15 protein-coding genes are annotated in these 18,324 nt (G+C 33.0%); 9 read left to right on the plus strand and 6 right to left on the minus strand.

The window, feature by feature from the left end; translation table 11 throughout:
* The first annotated feature begins 163 nt into the window (after positions 1–163).
* The 6 genes from AAGV28_RS00005 (at position 164) to AAGV28_RS00030 (ending at position 6,426) form a co-directional block, all read left to right on the plus strand.
* Complete coding sequence (locus AAGV28_RS00005) at positions 164–898, plus strand: type III pantothenate kinase (RefSeq protein WP_373404797.1); 735 nt, start codon at positions 164–166, stop codon at positions 896–898.
* Positions 891–2,141 (plus strand): hypothetical protein, encoded by a 1,251-nt coding sequence (locus AAGV28_RS00010; protein ID WP_373404798.1) that lies wholly within the window; start codon positions 891–893, stop codon positions 2,139–2,141. The genes AAGV28_RS00005 and AAGV28_RS00010 overlap by 8 nt, the downstream gene beginning before the upstream one ends.
* Positions 2,142–2,185: 44 nt before the next feature.
* The gene (gene lptC, locus AAGV28_RS00015) at positions 2,186–2,740 is read left to right on the plus strand and encodes an LPS export ABC transporter periplasmic protein LptC (RefSeq protein ID WP_373404799.1); all 555 of its coding nucleotides are present in this window, start codon (positions 2,186–2,188) and stop codon (positions 2,738–2,740) included.
* Between the two features lie 18 nt (positions 2,741–2,758).
* Positions 2,759–2,956 (plus strand): hypothetical protein, encoded by a 198-nt coding sequence (locus tag AAGV28_RS00020; protein WP_373404800.1) that lies wholly within the window; start codon positions 2,759–2,761, stop codon positions 2,954–2,956.
* Between the two features lie 3 nt (positions 2,957–2,959).
* On the plus strand, positions 2,960–4,219 hold the full coding sequence (locus AAGV28_RS00025) for a hemolysin family protein (protein ID WP_373404801.1): 1,260 nt from the start codon (positions 2,960–2,962) through the stop codon (positions 4,217–4,219).
* 107 nt (positions 4,220–4,326) lie between these two features.
* Positions 4,327–6,426: a peptidylprolyl isomerase gene (locus AAGV28_RS00030; RefSeq protein ID WP_373404802.1), complete on the plus strand. Its 2,100-nt coding sequence runs from the start codon at positions 4,327–4,329 to the stop codon at positions 6,424–6,426.
* Positions 6,427–6,703: 277 nt separating this feature from the next.
* Here the strand turns inward: AAGV28_RS00030 and AAGV28_RS00035 are convergent, their stop codons facing one another.
* Together AAGV28_RS00035 and AAGV28_RS00040 are read right to left on the minus strand one after the other, a co-directional pair.
* Complete coding sequence (locus AAGV28_RS00035) at positions 6,704–7,627, minus strand: GYDIA family GHMP kinase (RefSeq protein ID WP_373404803.1); 924 nt, start codon at positions 7,625–7,627, stop codon at positions 6,704–6,706.
* A 33-nt stretch (positions 7,628–7,660) separates the two neighbouring features.
* Positions 7,661–8,977: a hydroxymethylglutaryl-CoA reductase, degradative gene (locus tag AAGV28_RS00040; RefSeq protein WP_373404804.1), complete on the minus strand. Its 1,317-nt coding sequence runs from the start codon at positions 8,975–8,977 to the stop codon at positions 7,661–7,663.
* Between the two features lie 180 nt (positions 8,978–9,157).
* Between AAGV28_RS00040 and AAGV28_RS00045 the strand changes: the two genes are divergently transcribed.
* The 3 genes from AAGV28_RS00045 (at position 9,158) to AAGV28_RS00055 (ending at position 13,693) form a co-directional block, all read left to right on the plus strand.
* Entirely contained in the window at positions 9,158–11,326 is a 2,169-nt protein-coding gene (locus AAGV28_RS00045) for a S9 family peptidase (protein WP_373404805.1), read from the plus strand.
* A 97-nt stretch (positions 11,327–11,423) separates the two neighbouring features.
* Entirely contained in the window at positions 11,424–13,181 is a 1,758-nt protein-coding gene (locus AAGV28_RS00050) for a peptide MFS transporter (protein ID WP_373404806.1), read from the plus strand.
* 44 nt (positions 13,182–13,225) lie between these two features.
* On the plus strand, positions 13,226–13,693 hold the full coding sequence (locus AAGV28_RS00055; protein ID WP_373404807.1) for a thioredoxin family protein: 468 nt from the start codon (positions 13,226–13,228) through the stop codon (positions 13,691–13,693).
* Positions 13,694–13,696: 3 nt separating this feature from the next.
* On the opposite strand, the gene AAGV28_RS00060 is transcribed toward AAGV28_RS00055, so the two are convergent.
* The 4 genes from AAGV28_RS00060 to surE form a co-directional block, all read right to left on the minus strand.
* A complete protein-coding gene (locus AAGV28_RS00060) occupies positions 13,697–15,724 on the minus strand; it encodes a ComEC/Rec2 family competence protein (RefSeq protein WP_373404808.1) in 2,028 nt (675 codons plus the stop codon).
* A gap of 38 nt (positions 15,725–15,762) precedes the next feature.
* Positions 15,763–16,269, minus strand: a complete 507-nt coding sequence (locus tag AAGV28_RS00065) for a C40 family peptidase (RefSeq protein WP_373404809.1) — start codon at positions 16,267–16,269, stop codon at positions 15,763–15,765.
* Positions 16,262–17,377 (minus strand): lipid-A-disaccharide synthase, encoded by a 1,116-nt coding sequence (lpxB, locus tag AAGV28_RS00070; RefSeq protein ID WP_373404810.1) that lies wholly within the window; start codon positions 17,375–17,377, stop codon positions 16,262–16,264. The genes AAGV28_RS00065 and lpxB overlap by 8 nt, the downstream gene beginning before the upstream one ends.
* Before the next feature lie 81 nt (positions 17,378–17,458).
* Positions 17,459–18,238, minus strand: coding sequence for a 5'/3'-nucleotidase SurE (gene surE / locus AAGV28_RS00075; RefSeq protein WP_373404811.1), 780 nt, complete (start codon positions 18,236–18,238; stop codon positions 17,459–17,461).
* Positions 18,239–18,324 lie beyond the last annotated feature (86 nt).

The raw sequence follows: 18,324 nt of genomic DNA on the forward strand, positions 1-18,324 counted from the left end.
CAGGGATCGAACCAGGGACACATGGATTTTCAGTCCATTGCTCTACCATCTGAGCTAAGGTACCGTGCTTGTTGCGGGTGCAAATATAGAACCATTTTTAATATATCCAAAACATTTTTATGAAAAAATCTATTCGTACCTTCGCCAAACCAAAAGTCAAAATATGATATTAACTGTTGATGTGGGGAATACCCGAATTAAAGCCGCTGTTTTTGAGGGAGATACCCATTTGGAAAGTTTTGTTTTTGATAAAATCGAGCTTGAAAAAAAGATTAAAAAAATTTTAGAAAAATTTGAAACAATAGATTATTTGGTTGTTTCATTGGTAGGAGATGTCGAAAAACAATCTTTTGTAGCATTCGAAAATCAGGTTAAAGTTCATTTTGTTTCTCATCAAGATACTTTTCCATTTATCAATAATTATGGAACTCCAAAAACTTTAGGAATCGATCGCATGGTGCTGGCCGCGGGAGCTACTTTATTGTATCCCAATCAAAACCGATTGGTAATTGATGCAGGAACTTGTATTACTTATGATTTTATTGATGAAAAAAATGTGTATCAGGGTGGTGCCATTGCGCCAGGTTTCCGATTACGTTATGAATCTTTGCATCAGTTTACAGCAAAATTGCCGTTGTTGACTTTGCAAAGTCCGGAAACTTACATAGGAAAATCAACTTCAGAATCCATACATTCAGGTGTGGTAAACGGATTGGTCTATGAGATTGACGGTTTTATAGATGAATATAAGGCAGCTTGTAAAAATATTATCATAATTTTAACGGGTGGTGATGCAGTTTTTTTGGCTAAACGATTAAAAAATACCATATTTGCCAATTCAAATTTCCTATTGGAAAGTTTGAACCAAACATTTCAATATAAAATCAAAAATGATTAGAAAAATTATATCAAGCCTTTGCTTACTTTTGTCTCTAGCGTCTTTTGCCCAAGAAGGGACTTCGTCACCTTATTCTTTTTACGGAATTGGAGATGTAAGGTTTAAAGGTACTGTAGAGAGCCGTTCTATGGGTGGAGTTCAGGTGGAACAAGATAGTATTCATCTCAACTTAGATAATCCAGCTAGTTATTCTCATCTAAAATTAACCACTTTTACTGTTGGAGGAACGTATAATTCAACCACTTTAAAAAATGATTCTAGTTCAGAAAAAGCTACAAGAACAACATTTGATTATTTGGCTGTAGGATTGCCTATGGGTAAATTAGGTGTTGGCTTTGGTTTGATACCTTATTCTTCTGTGGGTTACAAAATAGAAGTTATTCCAACCGCGATAGGCGACCCAGGTAGTCGTGATAATGGTACAGGAGGCATGAATAAAGCTTTTTTAGGCGCTTCTTATAAGATAGTTCCAAATTTCAGTGTGGGTGCTAATGTAGATTATAATTTTGGTCGAATTGAAACTACTAATACACAATTTGTAAATGGAGTTGCTACGGGAAGTCGTGAGTTAAATAGAGCTGATTTGTCTGGTGTGAACTTTAATTTTGGTGCCATGTATCAGGCTAAATTGAATAAAAAATTAAGTTTATTTAGTAGTTTGAGTTACAAATTAGAGAGTAAATTAGCTTCAAATAATACTAGAAATATTGCAGTAGTAAGTTTTAATTCAAATTTTGAATTTGCTTCAGTACAAAGTGCAGATGAAGAAGTATTTGAGAAAACCTTGACCTTACCTAGTGAATTAAAAATTGGATTTGGAGTAGGGGAATCTAAAAAATGGTTAGTAGGAACACAATTTATTTCGGCTAGCCAAGGTGATTTAGCAAATACTTATAATACATCATCTAGAGCTTCTTATGAAAAAGCGACGAAATACAGCATTGGAGGTTATTTTATACCTAATTACAATTCGTTTACCAGTTATGCTAAAAGAATTGTGTACAGAGCAGGTCTAAAATACGAACAAACTGGATTAGTAATCGATTCCGAATCGATTAAAGATAAAGGAGTGAGTTTTGGATTGGGATTGCCAGTTACAGGAAGTTTTTCTAATATTAATTTGGGTTTCGAATTTGGAAAACGAGGTACTACTTCTGCGGGTTTAATAGAAGAAAATTATGCTAAATTTAGCGTAGGTCTTTCGTTTAACGACAGATGGTTTGTTAAGAGAAAATTTGATTAATAATTGCTCACGAGTAATAATTTCTATATAGTACCATTTTGTCTATGTTTTTATTAAAAAAAGATAAATTTTTTCCAGTAGTCATGGCCTGTGCTGTGACTCTGTTTTTTGGGTGCGAAAGTAATTTTAAAAAAGTCCAACAGAATAATTTTACTGAATTTACTCCTACAGGAGATGCGGATAAAGTAAATTTAAAATATACCGATTCAGGGTTTATAAAAATCGTTTTGGTAAGTTCTAAGATGCTGGATTATGCAGCGGTAGATTTTCCGTTTACTGAATTCCCAAAAGGGATTGATGTTACCATATATGACAAGAACGCAAAGGAAACTCATGTAACTTCAAATTATGCCATTTCTTATAAACAAACAAATATTATCGATTTACAAGGAAAGGTAAAAATTGTTTCGCAAGATGGACAAATGTTAGAAACCGAGCAATTGTATTACGACCAGAAAAATGAATGGTTTTTTACCGAGAAAAAGTTTAAATTTACGGATCTAAAAGGAGTCTCGAACGGTCAGGGAATCGATTTTAGTAAAGACTTTAAAGTGATTAACTCCCAAAGAATAACCGGCGAAGTACTAACAGCTGAATAATTATCAATTTTTTATAGTATGACTTTATTAAAATACACACCCTACGTTTATCTTATTTTAGCAGCATTTTTCATTTACGATGCTGTAGAAAAATGGAATGTTGAAGGAGCAACTCCTATTTTGAGCCTTTTAATGGCAGGCTTGGGAATTTTTATGTTTTTCTTTAGAAAAAGATTTGCAAAAAAAATGCAAGACCGTAGCAACCATAAATCCTAATTTATGGAAATTAGTATTATCATACTATGTCTAATACTATCTGCTTTTTTTTCAGGAATGGAAATAGCATTCGTTTCTTCAAATAAAATTTATCTTGAAATCGAAAAGAAACAAGATAGTTTTATTTCTGAAATTCTAACAAAACTTACCGAAAAACCGTCCAAGTTTATTGCAGCCATGCTTATTGGTAACAATATAACCTTGGTTATTTATGGTTTTTTTATGGGCGACCTTTTAATGGATTGGATACAATCATTGGGTTATTCTTTTTCTGATTTTTTGAATTTGTTTATCCAAACCGTTCTTTCCACTTTGATTGTTTTAATAACAGCAGAGTTTTTTCCAAAAGTATTTTTTCAGATTTATTCCAATGTTTTAATCAAGTTTTTTGCCGTTCCAGCTTATGGGTTTTACCTGCTTTTTTATTTTATTTCCACTTTTATTATTTGGGTTTCCGATTTTATTTTGAAGAAATTTTTTAGAACCGAGGGAGACCAAATTCAATTGTATTTTTCTAAAATAGAGCTAGGGAATTACATCACTGAGCAAATGAGTACCGTGGAAGATAGTGAAGAAGTAGATTCGGAAATTCAAATTTTCCAAAACGCACTGGAGTTTTCGGGAGTAAAAGCCCGGGATATTATGAGTCCTCGTACTGAAATTGTAGCGGTCGATTTGTATGATTCCGTTACAGAGCTTAAAGAATTATTTGTGGCTACGGGTTATTCTAAAATTGTGGTTTACGAGAATTCATTGGACGAAATTATCGGTTATGTACATTCTTTTGATTTGTTCAAAAAGCCAAAAAACATCAAATCGGTAGTTATTCCTGTTGAATTTGTACCAGAAACCATTTATATTAAAGAAGTGCTGGATTTGCTGATTAAAAAGCGAAAAAGTGTGGCTGTAGTATTAGACGAATATGGAGGAACTTCGGGGATGATTACAATAGAAGATATTGTGGAGGAACTTTTTGGAGAAATTGAAGACGAGCACGATTTAGATGAAGAATTAATCGAAAAAGAATTGGAAGAAGATGTTTATCTTTTTTCGGCGCGTTTTGATGTAGAATATTTAAATCAAACGTATAAGTTACAAATTCCTGAGAGCGATTCTTATGGAACATTGGGCGGTTTTATTGTTGATTTTACAAAAGAGATTCCCCTAAAAGGCGATGTAATTGCTATTGGAAACTATCATTTTGTAATTGAAGAGGCAACAAATAAAAAAATTGAATTAGTGAAAATGACCGTAAAAGAGTGATTTTTTTAGAAAAACAAAAAATCTTTTAAAATAAAACGTTACTTGTATTATTATTAACTAGATAATTGTATTTTCGCAAACTGAATATAAAATAAACAACAATAAAAATGGCAGTTTTATCAAAAATTAGACAGCGTTCCGCTTTAATGATTGCAGTTATAGCATTAGCTTTATTTGCATTTATCATTGGTGATTTATTTAAAAGTGGTGGCTTTAGTAGTGCCTCACAAGATGTAGGAAGCATCAATGGAAAAGATATTTCATTTGAGAGTTTTAGACTTAAAGTAAGTGATGTTGAAAAAAGTGGACAAGGAATCACTTCCACAGCAGCGGCTAACAGAGTTTGGGAACAAGAAGTTTCAGTAGCTTTATTATCTGATGAATTTGATAAATTAGGATTAAGAGTTGGCGAAAAACACATTATAGAAATCTTAAAAGCAGATCAAAATATCGGTCAAAACCCAATGTTTTTGAATGCTGCTGGAATGTTTGATTTGGCTAAATTTAAAGAATACTTTAAAACAAATCCAGCACAAGCTGAGTTTTTGAAACAAAGAGAAAAAGATGCAGAATTAAATGCAAAATACCAAATTTACAGTACTCTAATAAAATCAGCATCTTATACTACTCAAGCTGAAGGTAAATTAAAGTATGAAATGGAAGCTAATAAAGCTAATTTTTCATACGTAGGAGCATTATATTCTTCGATTAAAGACAGTGATGTAAAAGTGACTGATGCTGAGATTTTAGATTACATGAAGAAAGATGAAAAAACGTTCAAAGCAGAAGAATCTCGTGCTGTTGAATATGTTTTAATTGAAGATAAAGCTTCAGCAGCTGATGTAGCTGAGGTTAAAACAAGAATCAATTCATTGTTATCTGGAAGTGTGGTATACAACCAAGGGACTGGTAAAAATGATACTGTAGCAGGTTTTAGAACTACTAGTAATGTGATTGAATTTGTAAATTCAAATTCAGATATCCCTTATGATTCTACTTATGTGGCTAAGAAAGATTTACCTGCTATAGATGCAGATCAATTATTTAATTTGGCTCCAGGTGCAGTGTATGGTCCTTATGTTTTTGGAGATTACTACTGTATTTCAAAATCGTTAGGTAAGAAGTTAGGAGTGAATGCTAAAGCAAGTCATATCTTAATTAGTTATGAAGGAGCTCAAGTTCCAAATCAAAAAGAGAAAAGAACAAAAGAAGAAGCTAAGATTAAAGCGGAAGAGATTTTAGCCCAAGTTAATGCTAATCCTGATGGATTTATGATGTTGGCTTTCCAATATTCTGATGATTCATCTTCTCAACAAGGTGGTGATTTAGGTTATTTTGGTCCAAACCAAATGGTAAAGCCTTTCAATGATTTTGTATTCAACAACGGTATTGGAAAAATTGGTTTAGTAGAAACGCCTTTTGGATTCCACATTATAAAAGTTACAGATAAGCAAGACGGAATTCGTTTGGCTACAGTGGCTCAAAAATTAGAAGCATCTGAAGCGACTTCTGATAAAATCTTTACTCAGGCAACTCAATTCGAAATGAAAGCGGCTGAAGGTGATTTTAATAAAGTAGCTAAAGAAATGAAATTGACTGTGACTCCTGGAGTTTCAGTAAAAGCAATGGATGAGAATTTTGGTCCTTTAGGAAACCAAAGAGCTATTGTAAGATGGGCATTTGAAGGCGATACAAAAGTAGGGTCAGTAAAACGTTTTGAAGTAGCTAATTTAGGTCACGTAATTGCAAAAGTTAAAGATATTGACGATTCTGGATTTGCTCCATTAGATCAAGTAAGACCTTTTATCGAAACGAAATTGAAAAAGACTAAAAAAGCAGAAATGCTTAAAGCTAAAATGACAGCTGGTTCTCTAGAAGCGATTGCTAAAGCTACAAGAACTAAAGTAGAACAAGCGGCTAATGTTACTTTAGACAATCCAGTTTTAAACGGTGGAGTAGGTCAAGAGCCAAGAGTGGTAGGAACTGCATTTGCTTTAGCAGCTAATAAAACTTCAGCTCCTATTGAAGGAAATACAGGAGTTTACGTAGTTAAAACAACAAGTGTTGTTAAAGCTCCAGCAGTAAAAGATGTAAGTCCATATATCGCTAAATTAAAAGCACAATCAGCAGGAGATGTAAACAGAGTGTTACCGGCTCTTAAAGATATTGCTGATATTAAAGACAATAGAAAACAATTCAATTACTAGTTTTATAGTGTAAGATTAATTTTAATTTCATAAAAAAACGTCCCGAATGAAAATTCGGGACGTTTTTTTATGCTTTTTAGCCAGCCGCCACTTCGAGTGGTTTTGGATAATAATGCGACAGCATTAGTATTCAAAATTGTATCGAGAAGTATTTTTTTTATGCAAAAAGTTCTCGATACTTTTCATTAAAAAAAGCTGTCGCGTTTTTTAATGAAAAACTCGAACTGACAAACATAAATTTTTATTTATTGATGAACTATTTTAAAAATTATTGGTATTACTCCAATATCATATCCTTATAAGGAATGATAGTTTTAAAACCTTTGGAAGAAAAATAAGTAACAGGGTTTATTTCGGAAACAACCATAATAAAATCGCCCCCCCATGCACCTAGACTTTTTATTTCACCAATAAAATCAGAAAATAAATCCTCTTTTACGGTAGCAGTTTCTAAAATAGTACTCATAATCGCTTCATGTTTTGCTATTGCAACAGCCATTGCATTGCTGTTTTTTGCATGAATGATTTCCAGAGTTAATTTGTCTATTTTCACAATGTTTTTTTCGGTATCTGCTATTTTGTTTTTTTGGTAATTGGCTATGGCTGTTTTACTGCTTTGTTTTTTATTCAAATACACAAAGTAAATGGTATCGGTAAAATTAGGAGTAAAGAGTACAGCATCTACTTTTGGTTTTCCTTGTTTCAATTGGTAGGTGATAGGTGTGTTATTTTGTGCACAAGCAATGTCATAACCGCTACCGCCAAAACTGTTATTCAATAATATATAAGCATCGATTTCTAACCATTGTGCAATATTATTGATAAGTGAAGAAGAAGTGCCCAATCCCCATTTTTTTGGAAAAGTCAATTCGGTAGTGATTTGATAGCCTTTTGTCTGTTCAATGAAATCAGGATTTAAAAGATAGGCTTCATGCAGAATCTTTAATAAGGTTTTCTTAGTAGATTCTTCCTCTGTTTCGATTGGGTTTTTAATTTCTGAAAAAGTGAGCGTATCTTCAAACCAAATACTTCCATCAGCATCATAACTTTTCCAGATGATTCCTGGATTTTTCGTTTCTTCAACAATTAAATTTTGACCAAATTTTGTTGGCAATGCGAAAGCCTTAGCACCGTCTAATACAAGATATTCAGCAGTGATTAATAATTTTCCGTTGCTGTAAAATGTTTGTTTTGTGTTCATCTCCAAATTGAATTAGAATTCGTTCTAGTATGATTATTTCCTTAGACTTTCAATAAAGTTGACTACTCCACTGTGCGATACTATGTTATTTTTAAAATGTTTTTGTATAGCATCACGTTCTTCGTTTGTAGCTTCAAATTGGTTTAAAATATTATTCAAGTGCATTTTCATGTGTCCGTCCTGAATTCCTGTTGTGGTTAACGAACGCAAAGCAGCAAAATTTTGTGCTAATCCTGCAACGGCAACAATTTCCATCAATTGGCTAGCGGATGGATTTTCGAGCATTTCTAACGAAAGTTTGACCAAAGGATGCAAACTCGTTAACCCGCCTACAGTTCCTAAAGCTAAAGGAACTTCGAGCCAAAAATTAAAAATTCCGTTTTCTATTTTGGCATGAGACAAACTGCTGTATTGTCCATTTTTAGCCGCATAAGCATGGATTCCCGCTTCTACAGCTCTAAAATCATTACCGGTTGCTAATATTACTGCGTCAATGCCGTTCATGATTCCTTTGTTGTGAGTTACAGCCCGAAAAGGCTCTACTTCGGCAATTTGTACCGCCTGAACAAAACGCTCTGCAAAAACCTGAGGATTCGGAATGTGTTTTTCTGCCAAATCTTCTATCGGACAGGAAACTTCGGCTCTCACGATACAATTTGGAACATAGTTCGAAAGAATGCTCATGATTACTTCGATGTTTTTTTCTTCTTCTGTAAAAAATTCGTAAGCCTGAGCTTCCGTTTTTAAGATATTGGCAAACTGCTCTAAGCAAGAATTGATAAAATTAGCGCCCATGCTGTCTTTGGTTTCAAAAGTAGCATGAAGCTGAAAATAATTGGGCAATAATTGGGTTTTGTTTTCTAGTGTAATATCCAGAATTCCGCCACCGCGTTGTTGCATGTTTTTAGTAATATTTTCGGTTTCTGAGAAAAATTTAGTTTTGGTTTGAACAAAGAATAATTCCAGTTTAGAAACATCGCCTTTGAATAAAAAATGAACCTGACCAATTTTTTCAGTATTGATAATTGTAGTTTTAAAACCGCCTCTAGTTGCCCAAAATTTAGCCGATTTAGAAGCTGCAGCAACTACCGAACTTTCTTCAATCGCCATCGGGATGGTGTGATACGTATCATTAATTAAAAAATTAGGAGCAACACCCAGCGGAATGTAGAAATTACTAATGGTATTTTCTATAAATTCGTCGTGTAGTTTTTGAAGTTTTTCGTCACTATTCCAGTATTTTTTTAATAATTGGATTGCATTTGTAGGATTTGAAAAATAAGTTGTTGCTATCCAGTTTATTTTTTCTTCTTTTGATAGTTTTGAGAATCCTGCTATGGCTTTATTCATTTTCAATTGATTATAAGGTAATGAGGTACAAAGATACGTTTTAGGAGTTTTATTTTTAATTAATTTGTAGTCAATAAATAAGATTAATGTTATTTATTTGTTGAATAAAAATGAATTTAATGGGAGATAATTGCCTTTTTTTTATTAAAATTGAAATTATTTTATTTGAACCCATAGATTATGAATCATAAGCTGCTTTCCTTCGTTTTGTTTTTGTTGAGTATGGTTGTTTTTGCACAACAAAAAATAACCGTTGAGTCTATTTATCGAGGGGCTTTTCGCACTCAGGATATGGACGAATTGCATTCGTTAAAAAAATCCAATCAATACACGGTTTTGAATTTCAATCAGGCAGCACAGTCCACGCAGATTGATTTGTATGATTTTGCTAGTTTGCAAAAAATAGCCACCATTATTGATTCTAATAATCATAAAGACATGCCAGCGATTGATGGTTACACTTTTGATTCGGATGAAAAAAAGCTTTTGTTGGCGTGTAATTCCAGCCCTATTTACCGCCATTCTTTTACCGCTGATTATTATTTGTATGATATTTCGAAAAAGGAATTAACGAAGTTGTTTGATCTCCAAATTCAGGAACCAACTTTTTCTCCTGATGGAAGTAAGATTGCTTTTGCTAAAGAAAATAATTTATATGTTTATGATATAGCATCAAAAACGACCACGCAGATTACTGCTGATGGAAAGAAAAATGCAATTATCAACGGAATTTGCGACTGGGTTTATGAAGAAGAATTTGCTTTTGTCCGCGCTTTTGATTGGTCAAGTGATAGTAAAAAAATAGCTTTTATCCGATTTGATGAGTCGGAAGTACCTGAATTTTCAATGACGGTTTTCAATCAGCAATTGTATCCTGAAGTAGAAACTTTTAAATACCCAAAAGCAGGCGAGAAAAATTCGCAGGTTTCATTACATATTTTTGATTTGGTGTCGAAAGATTCAAAAATGGTGGATTTGAGTAACTATTCTGATTTTTATATTGCTAGAATGAAATGGACCAATGATGCCAATGTGTTATCGGCTCAGGTTTTAAATCGCCATCAAAATAATTTAGACTTGCTTTTTATTGATGGAAGTTCAGCAGCTAAAAAAGTAGTTTTGAACGAAAAAGACAAAGCTTACATTGATGTTACCGATAATCTCACTTTTCTAAAAGACAATAGTTTTATCTGGACTAGCGAAAAAGATGGGTTTAATCATATTTACTATTATGATAAAACGGGAAAGCTAAAGAATCAAGTAACCAAAGGAAATTGGGAAATCACAAAGTTTTATGGATTCGACGAAAAAACCAATACGGTGTTTTATCAGTCCACCGAAAACGGTTCGATTAACAGAGGTGTTTATAAAACAGGATTGAATGGAAAAAATAAAGTGGCTTTGTCTAATGAATTAGGAACTAATGAAGCCACTTTTAGTCCAAATTTCGATTACTATATTCGTGCTTTTTCCAGCGTGAATCAGCCTACTACTTATACTTTGAATGAAGTAAAATCAGCTAAGGAATTGAAAGTTATTGAAAATAATGCTGCTTTGGCAAACCGATTAAAAGAATTTAATTTGCCAACAAAAGAATTTTTTGTTTTAAAAACAGAGAAAGGAAACGAATTGAATGCTTGGATTATCAAACCAAAAGATTTTGATTCAGCTAACAAATATCCTGTTTTTATGACGCAATATTCTGGACCAGGTTCACAACAAGTAGCTAATCAATGGAATTCTGTTGATGATTATTGGTATATGATGCTTTCTCAACAAGGTTATATTGTGGTTTGCGCGGATGGTAGAGGAACGGGTTTTAAAGGTGCCGAATTTAAAAAAGTAACACAATTGCAACTAGGAAAATATGAAGTAGAAGATCAAATTGATGCCGCAAAAGTTATCGGGAATTATCCTTTTGTGGATAAAACCAGAATAGGAATTTTTGGTTGGTCTTATGGTGGATTTATGGCTTCGAATTGTATTTTGAAAGGAAATGACATTTTTAAAATAGCTATTGCAGTAGCTCCAGTTATTAATTGGCGTTATTATGATTCGGTTTATACGGAAAGATACATGCAAACACCGCAGGAAAATCCAAGCGGTTATGATGACAATTCCCCAATTAATTTTGCCAGTAAATTAAAAGGGAAATACCTTTTGATTCATGGTACTGCCGATGATAATGTACATGTTCAAAATTCGATGGAAATGATGAATGCGTTGATTAAAGCCAATAAACAATTTGATTCCCAAATTTATCCAGATTGCAACCATGGAATTTATGGCGGAATGACCCGAATTCAACTTTTCAATAAGATGACTAATTTTATACAGGAAAATCTATAATTCAAAATAAGAAGTTAGATTTTAGAACTATATTTGGAATGGATTTTTTAATTTCCGCCAACAAAACAGAAACTTACCAATAATTAATACTCCATTTATGATTCGAGATACTCAAGATAATTTTTTTAAAAGTCCTGTTTTAGGGCATCCAGCAGGATTGTTTGTGCTTTTTTTTACTGAAATGTGGGAGCGATTCTCATTTTACGGAATGAGAGTTTTGTTGATTTTATTCTTGACCGCTTCTATTTCAGGTGGAAATCCAGGTTGGGGTTGGAATGCAGAAAATGCAGGAGCTTTATATGGAACTTATGCCATGTTATTGTATATCACTCCCATATTTGGAGGAATTATAGCCGATAGGTACATAGGATACAGTTGGGCGGTAGTTGTGGGCTCGATTATCATGACACTTGGGCATGTTGCTATGTTTTTGGATACTCCTTTTATGTTGTATTTAGGTTTGGGATTATTAGTAATTGGAACTGGTTTTTTTAAACCCAATATGACTTCAATATTATCCGAAATGTATAAAGGTTTTCCAGAGAAAAAAGATAGTGCTTATACAATTTTTTATATGGGTGTAAATGCAGGTGCTTTTTTTGGAATGATGCTTTGCGGATACTTGGCTTCTAATTTAGGTTGGCGTTGGGGATTTGGTTTAGCAGGTGTTTTTATGTTGTTAGGAACTTTACAATTTTGGATGGCAAAACCTTTGTTTGGTGACGTTGGGGACGCTCCTTCAAAAGAAAAAAGAGAGGCTGCTATTGCAAAATCAAGACTTTCAAATGATCCTGAAGACAAACCGAATCCTTTTACAACTATAGATTATGCTTTAATAGTAATTTCAACTACAATAGGTTTATTGTACGCTTTTAATGATCCACTTTCTAAAATTGGTGGCATCAATTTGTTTGATTTTAAAGTGAATGGACTGGACGGTTCTATTTTTATGATCTTACTTGGATTAGTGCTGTTCTTATATTTGGTTATTTCCCGATTGTTGCGTTATACTACTGTAGTGAGAGATCGAATGATTGCGGTGATTGTTTTTGCATTTTTCACTATTTTCTTCTGGATGTCTTTTGAACAAGGAGCTTCTTCGTTAATTCTTTTTGCTAGAGACAATGTGGACAGAAGTTTAGAAGGAACTTCTTTGACAATTTTTAATACTATTAATACTTTATTGACTGTAGTTCCTTTAATTATCATTTCATGGGTTTTGTTTTTATTGGCTAAACAAACCTGGAAAAAAATAACCGTATCTAATATTGTACTAGCAATTACTTTTTTAATGGTTTGGGGAATTTCGATATGGATGTTAAACAATGAATTTAGTAAAAAAGCTTCAGAAATAGATCCAAGTTGGTTCTCCATTTTAAATTCCTTTTTTATTATTGCTTTAGCATCCAGCGTTTCAAAAATTTGGGATAGTAGATTCAATCCGCCTGCTGCAGCCAAATATGGTTTAGGATTAATCATCATGGCTATTGGTTTTGGTTTATTGGCTTATGGTTCTTACGGAATAACTGAGGGTTTTAAAGTTTCTATGGTTTGGTTAGTTTTAGCTTATTTGTTCCATACACTTGGCGAATTATTTTTGTCACCTGTAGGACTTTCTTATGTGTCTAAATTAGTTCCAGCGCGAATGATTGCTTTCATGTTTGGAATGTGGTATTTGGCCATTGCAATTGGTAGTAAATTAGCGGCTGTTCTTGGAGGTCAAATAGAAAATATTACCAATACATATTCGTTATCGACTTTCTTTTTAATTTTTACTGTTGTTCCTGCTGCTGCTGGTATAATAGTTATTATTTTAAACCCTCTTATGAAAAAGTTAATGCACGGGGTAAAATAAAATTTAGGTATTATATTTGTGCTTATTCGTGAAAAAAAAATAAAATGAAAAAAATATATTTAATTGCTGTTTTCTGTATCGGTATTGTTTCTGCTCAGGCTCAAAAAGAAGAATTAAAATGGCATACGGATGTTAAGGAAGCTATGGCAATTGGAACTAAAGAGAATAAGCCTTTGATGCTTTTTTTTACAGGAAGTGACTGGTGTGGATGGTGTATTCGTTTGCAAAAAGAAGTCTTTTTTACACCAGAATTTACAAAATGGGCAAATGAAAAAGTGATATTAGTCGAGTTAGATTTCCCTAGAAGCGTTCCACAATCAGACGAATTGAGAATGCAAAATAAAGGATTGGAACAAGCGTTTCAAGTTCCAGGATACCCAACAGTTTGGTTTGCTACAGCAGCTACTAAAGATGGAAAAGTTAATTTTCAAGGACTTGGAAAAACAGGATATGTTCCAGGTGGTTCAGTAGCTTGGTTAGAAGTGGCTAATGGAATTTTAGAGCAAAAATAAGATTTAGTTTAATTTATAGAATCCCTTCTCGGCAGTAGCGTGAAAAGGGATTTTTTGTTTTTTACAACTCATTTCCCATTGTTTTAAAATGTACTTGTAATTGGATCCATCCGCAATTACTATTTTTGGTTTTAAGTCCAATAGCATTCGGTCTATATTTATTCTAGGCGATTGAGTGAGTAGTACAATATCTGGTTTTATGTTTTTTGGAAAAATACCTAGACTGTCCAAAATAAGGATTTTATTTCCTTTAAAATAGGCTGTGTGCCGTAATGTTTTTTGATTTTTGATTTGGCTAAAATTTTCAAGTAAATAAGAGTTTAATATTTTACTTTTTCTAACCACACTATCATTCGAATATAGAGAAACTTCATCTCCCTTGCGCTGTACAATCAATGTGTTTCTTTTTACATTAAAAACAATCCATTCTTCTTGATTTTGAGTTTGCCAATGGGTTATTACCAATGCTAATTGGAATGTAATTATTGAAATCATAACAATTAAAAGCCTACTGAAATAAGGTTTTTTAAACCAAACAATTAGTGCAATAATTAAAATATAACTAGATGTCAGTAAGCTAAAATTGAACGGAATGTCTTTGATAATGAATTGTTCAAAAGAAGCAATCGTATTGATGATTTTGTTGAGTAAAATAATGCTCCATTCTAAAGGTTTGTTTAACCAAAGTGCTGTGAATCCAAAAGCAGCAAATCCCATAACTACAATTCCGATAAACATAATGATGCTAACCAGCGGAATTACCGCCAAATTAGTAATGAAAAACAATCCCGGAAATTGATGAAAATAATACAAACTTAATGGCAAAGTGCCTATTTGTGCTGCAAATGAAACTGTGAGGATGTCCCAACTGTATTTTAGTATTTTGTTTTTTGGTTTCCAAAGGGTAGCTAAAACAGGTTGAAACCATACAATAAAAAATACAGCAAGATAACTCAATTGGAAACCAACATCAAATAAAAAATATGCTTGAAAAAGCAATATTAATAACATGGATACTAGTAAAGTGTGGTAAATATTAACGTTTCTTCGGAGATAATATCCAATTGTAACAAAAGAAAACATGGTAACTGAACGAACAATAGAAGGTGACAATCCAGCGATTAAAGCAAATAGAAATAAGCTTATGAGTATGATGCTTAATTTTATAAAAGCGCCTTTTCTAGTATTTGAAATGGGTTTTAAAATAAAATTTAAGAACAGGAAAATAAATCCCACATGCAAACCTGAAACGGACAAAATGTGTACGGCTCCAGCGTATTGATAATCTTGTACTATTTCAGGAGCAATGTCTTGTCGTTGACCTAAAATTAAAGCGGTTGCAACGGCTAAAGCTGTTTTGTTAAAAGCTGATTTTTCTAAATTATGGGTAATTCTTGAGCTAATTTTAGCACTGTAATACCAAATGTCTTTATAAGGTTCAAGACTTCGTTCTATACTTCCCGAATTAGCATACAATTGAGCATAAATTTGTTTTTGCTTGAGATAGTTGCCATAATCAAATTGGTTTGGATTGTCTGGCTTCTTGTTTTTAATCAAAGAACCTCGAATTCGTAAAATTGTTCCCACTTCAATTGGAGTAGTGATACTTTTTTTAGGAATGTTGAGTAAAATTCGTCCGCTGTAGTTTTTTTGATTTATGGTCTGGACTAGAGCAATGTAGCGCTTATTGTAGCTGGTGTTTTTTAATTTTTCCCGAATGATTAATGTAATCGAAATTTCTTTTTCAAAAACACTATTGTCATTACTGTAGTTGCTTTTTTCTAAGGAATTAGTTTGGACAATTAAACTACTGATTCCAATTAAAAAAGAAATGGAATAGGTAAGTATTCCAAAATAAAATGGAGTGTTCTTCGTTTTTTTTGTTCCAAAAAACAAAAGAATTAGTAATGTTAATAAAACAAAGAGAAGCCCAAATACTAGATTTGGATTCGGATGAAAATAGAAAGCGGTTAGAATCCCAAATAGGAAACCAATTGTGATTCTTGCCAAAGGAAATTGCAGTACTTTCATGATTCTAAAGTACGAATTTTCGATAATATTTTATTTTTTTAAGGCAAAATTCTGTTGATTTGTGTAAAAGTCTTTCCGTAGTAGGATTCTTTGGTAGAAGAAATGATTACCCCTTTAGAAGTAGAGGAATGAATAAATTCAATTTCGTCGTTTTTAGCTTTGGTAACAATTCCAACGTGGTTAATCTTATTGCGATTATTGGTTTTAAAAAAGATTAGGTCTCCTCTTTGCGCTTTCGAAATGTTTTTCCCTAATTCAATCCCTACTTTAGCTTGATCAGCAGAACTTCTAGGGAGGACGATGTCATATTGTTTAAAAGTCGAAAAAACCAATCCCGAACAATCAAAACCGGATTTGGTAGTTCCAGCAAATTTGTATGGTGCACCAAGATTTTCGGATGCCGAATGGATTATTTTTTCAACAAGATTATTGTTGTTCTTTTTGTCTGATTTGCTGGTGGCAACCGCTGTAGATTTACAAGAAGTAAAAATAATGGCAATTAGAATTAGGAAAAATAACGGTTTTAAAAGACTTATTCTACGCATTCAAATCGGCAATAATTAATTGAGCTGTTTTTTCGCTAGCACCTGTTCCGCCTAACTTTTGTTCTAAAGTATTGTATTGAACCAAAAGGTTTTTTCGGTATTCAGGATCTAGTATTTTATTTAACTCCTTTTTTATATTTTTAGTATTGCAATCTTCCTGAATTAATTCGGTTACCACTTCTTCATCCATAATTAAATTGACTAATGAAATGTATTTCAGGGTAATGATGCATTTTGCAATTTGGTACGAAATCCAACTTCCTTTGTAGCAAACTACTTCTGGAACTTTAAAAAGTGCCGTTTCTAAGGTGGCTGTTCCCGAAGTAACTAAGGCAGCATGAGCGATTTTTAACAAATCATAAGTTTTGTTAGAAATAAATTTGATATTCTTTTTGGTTATAAAATTTTCGTAAAAAGAAAACTCCTGACTTGGAGCGCCCGCAATTACAAATTGGTAATCTGGAAAATCATCCACTACGCTAAGCATTACCGAAAGCATTTTGGTAATTTCTTGTTTTCTACTTCCCGGAAGTAACGCAATAATCGGTTTTTCGTTTAAATTATTTTCGGCTCTAAAAGTAGCTGCTTCAATTGGTTTTTGATTCTGAATCGCATCAATAAGCGGATGTCCCACAAATTCCACTGGATAATGATGTTTGTCTTCGTAGAAGTTTTTTTCGAAAGGCAAAATCACATACATTTTGTCTACATCTCTTTTAATCGCGTTTATTCTGTTTTCTTTCCAAGCCCAAATTTGTGGCGAAATGTAATAATGGGTTTTGATTCCAATTTCTTTAGCCCACTTGGCAATGCGCATGTTAAAACCTGGATAATCGATAAAAATGATCACATCAGGTTGGAATTGGCTAATATCTTCTTTGCAAATTTTAATATTGTTTAAAATGGTTTTTAAGTTAAACAGCACCTCTACAAATCCCATAAAAGCTAATTCGCGGTAATGTTTGACCAAATTCCCACCAACAGCCTGCATTAAATCGCCACCCCAAAAACGGATTTCAGCATTGGAATCTTGTTCCAAAAGTGATTTCATTAAATTAGAACCATGTAAGTCACCTGATGCCTCTCCGGCTATAATGTAGTATTTCATTGTATGCTGCTTAATTTAAAATCAAACCAAAATTAACCATTCCATCATCAGGAATCAAATAAAGCTAATTTTTAAATGCAATTATTCGTTCCAATTCCAGGAATTAAGTTGTTGGGTGGCATGATAGGCAGTCAAATCAAATTGAACCGGAACTATAGAAATGTAGCCGTGATTCAAAGCCCATTCGTCAGTATCTTCGCCTTGATCCTGATTTATAAATTCGCCAGATAACCAGTAATAATCGCGTCCTTGAGGCGTTTTTCTTTTATGGAATTTTTCTTGCCAGAATGCTTTTGCCTGACGGCAAATTTTAATTCCTTTGATTTCTTCTTGTTTTAATTTAGGGAAATTTACATTCAAAACAACATCTTTAGGTAGTTTGTTTTCTAATGCTTCTAAAGTTATTTTTTTTATGAAAGGTTTGATTTCTTCAAAATTGGCATTCCATTCAAAGTCTAAAAGTGAAAAACCTATAGCAGGAATTCCTTCAATTCCAGCTTCAATAGCAGCACTCATCGTTCCTGAATAAATAACGTTGATTGAAGAATTAGAACCGTGATTAACACCAGAAACACACAAATCGGGTTTTCTTTTTAATACTTCGTTAACGGCAATTTTAACACAATCAGCGGGTGTTCCTGAACAGCTATAAATGGTAATAGGATCATTTTCTAATGAAATTTTATTCAAATATAAAGTTTCATTAGTAGTAATAGCGTGTCCCATTCCGCTTTGTGGTTTGTCTGGAGCAACAACTACGACTTCTCCAATTTGGGATATTACTTCAATTAAAGCTTTGATTCCAGGAGCTGTAACACCGTCGTCATTTGTAATTAAAATTAAGGGTTTCGTTTTTTTCATGGGTCGAAAAAGGATTTTTTGAATATCTAAAGCATCGATAAGTGCAATATTTGGAACAAAGTAAACAATTTTATTTTGTTGTTTAA

Origin of the sequence: Flavobacterium zubiriense (assembly GCF_041729725.1) — a bacterium.
GTDB lineage: Bacteria > Bacteroidota > Bacteroidia > Flavobacteriales > Flavobacteriaceae > Flavobacterium > Flavobacterium zubiriense.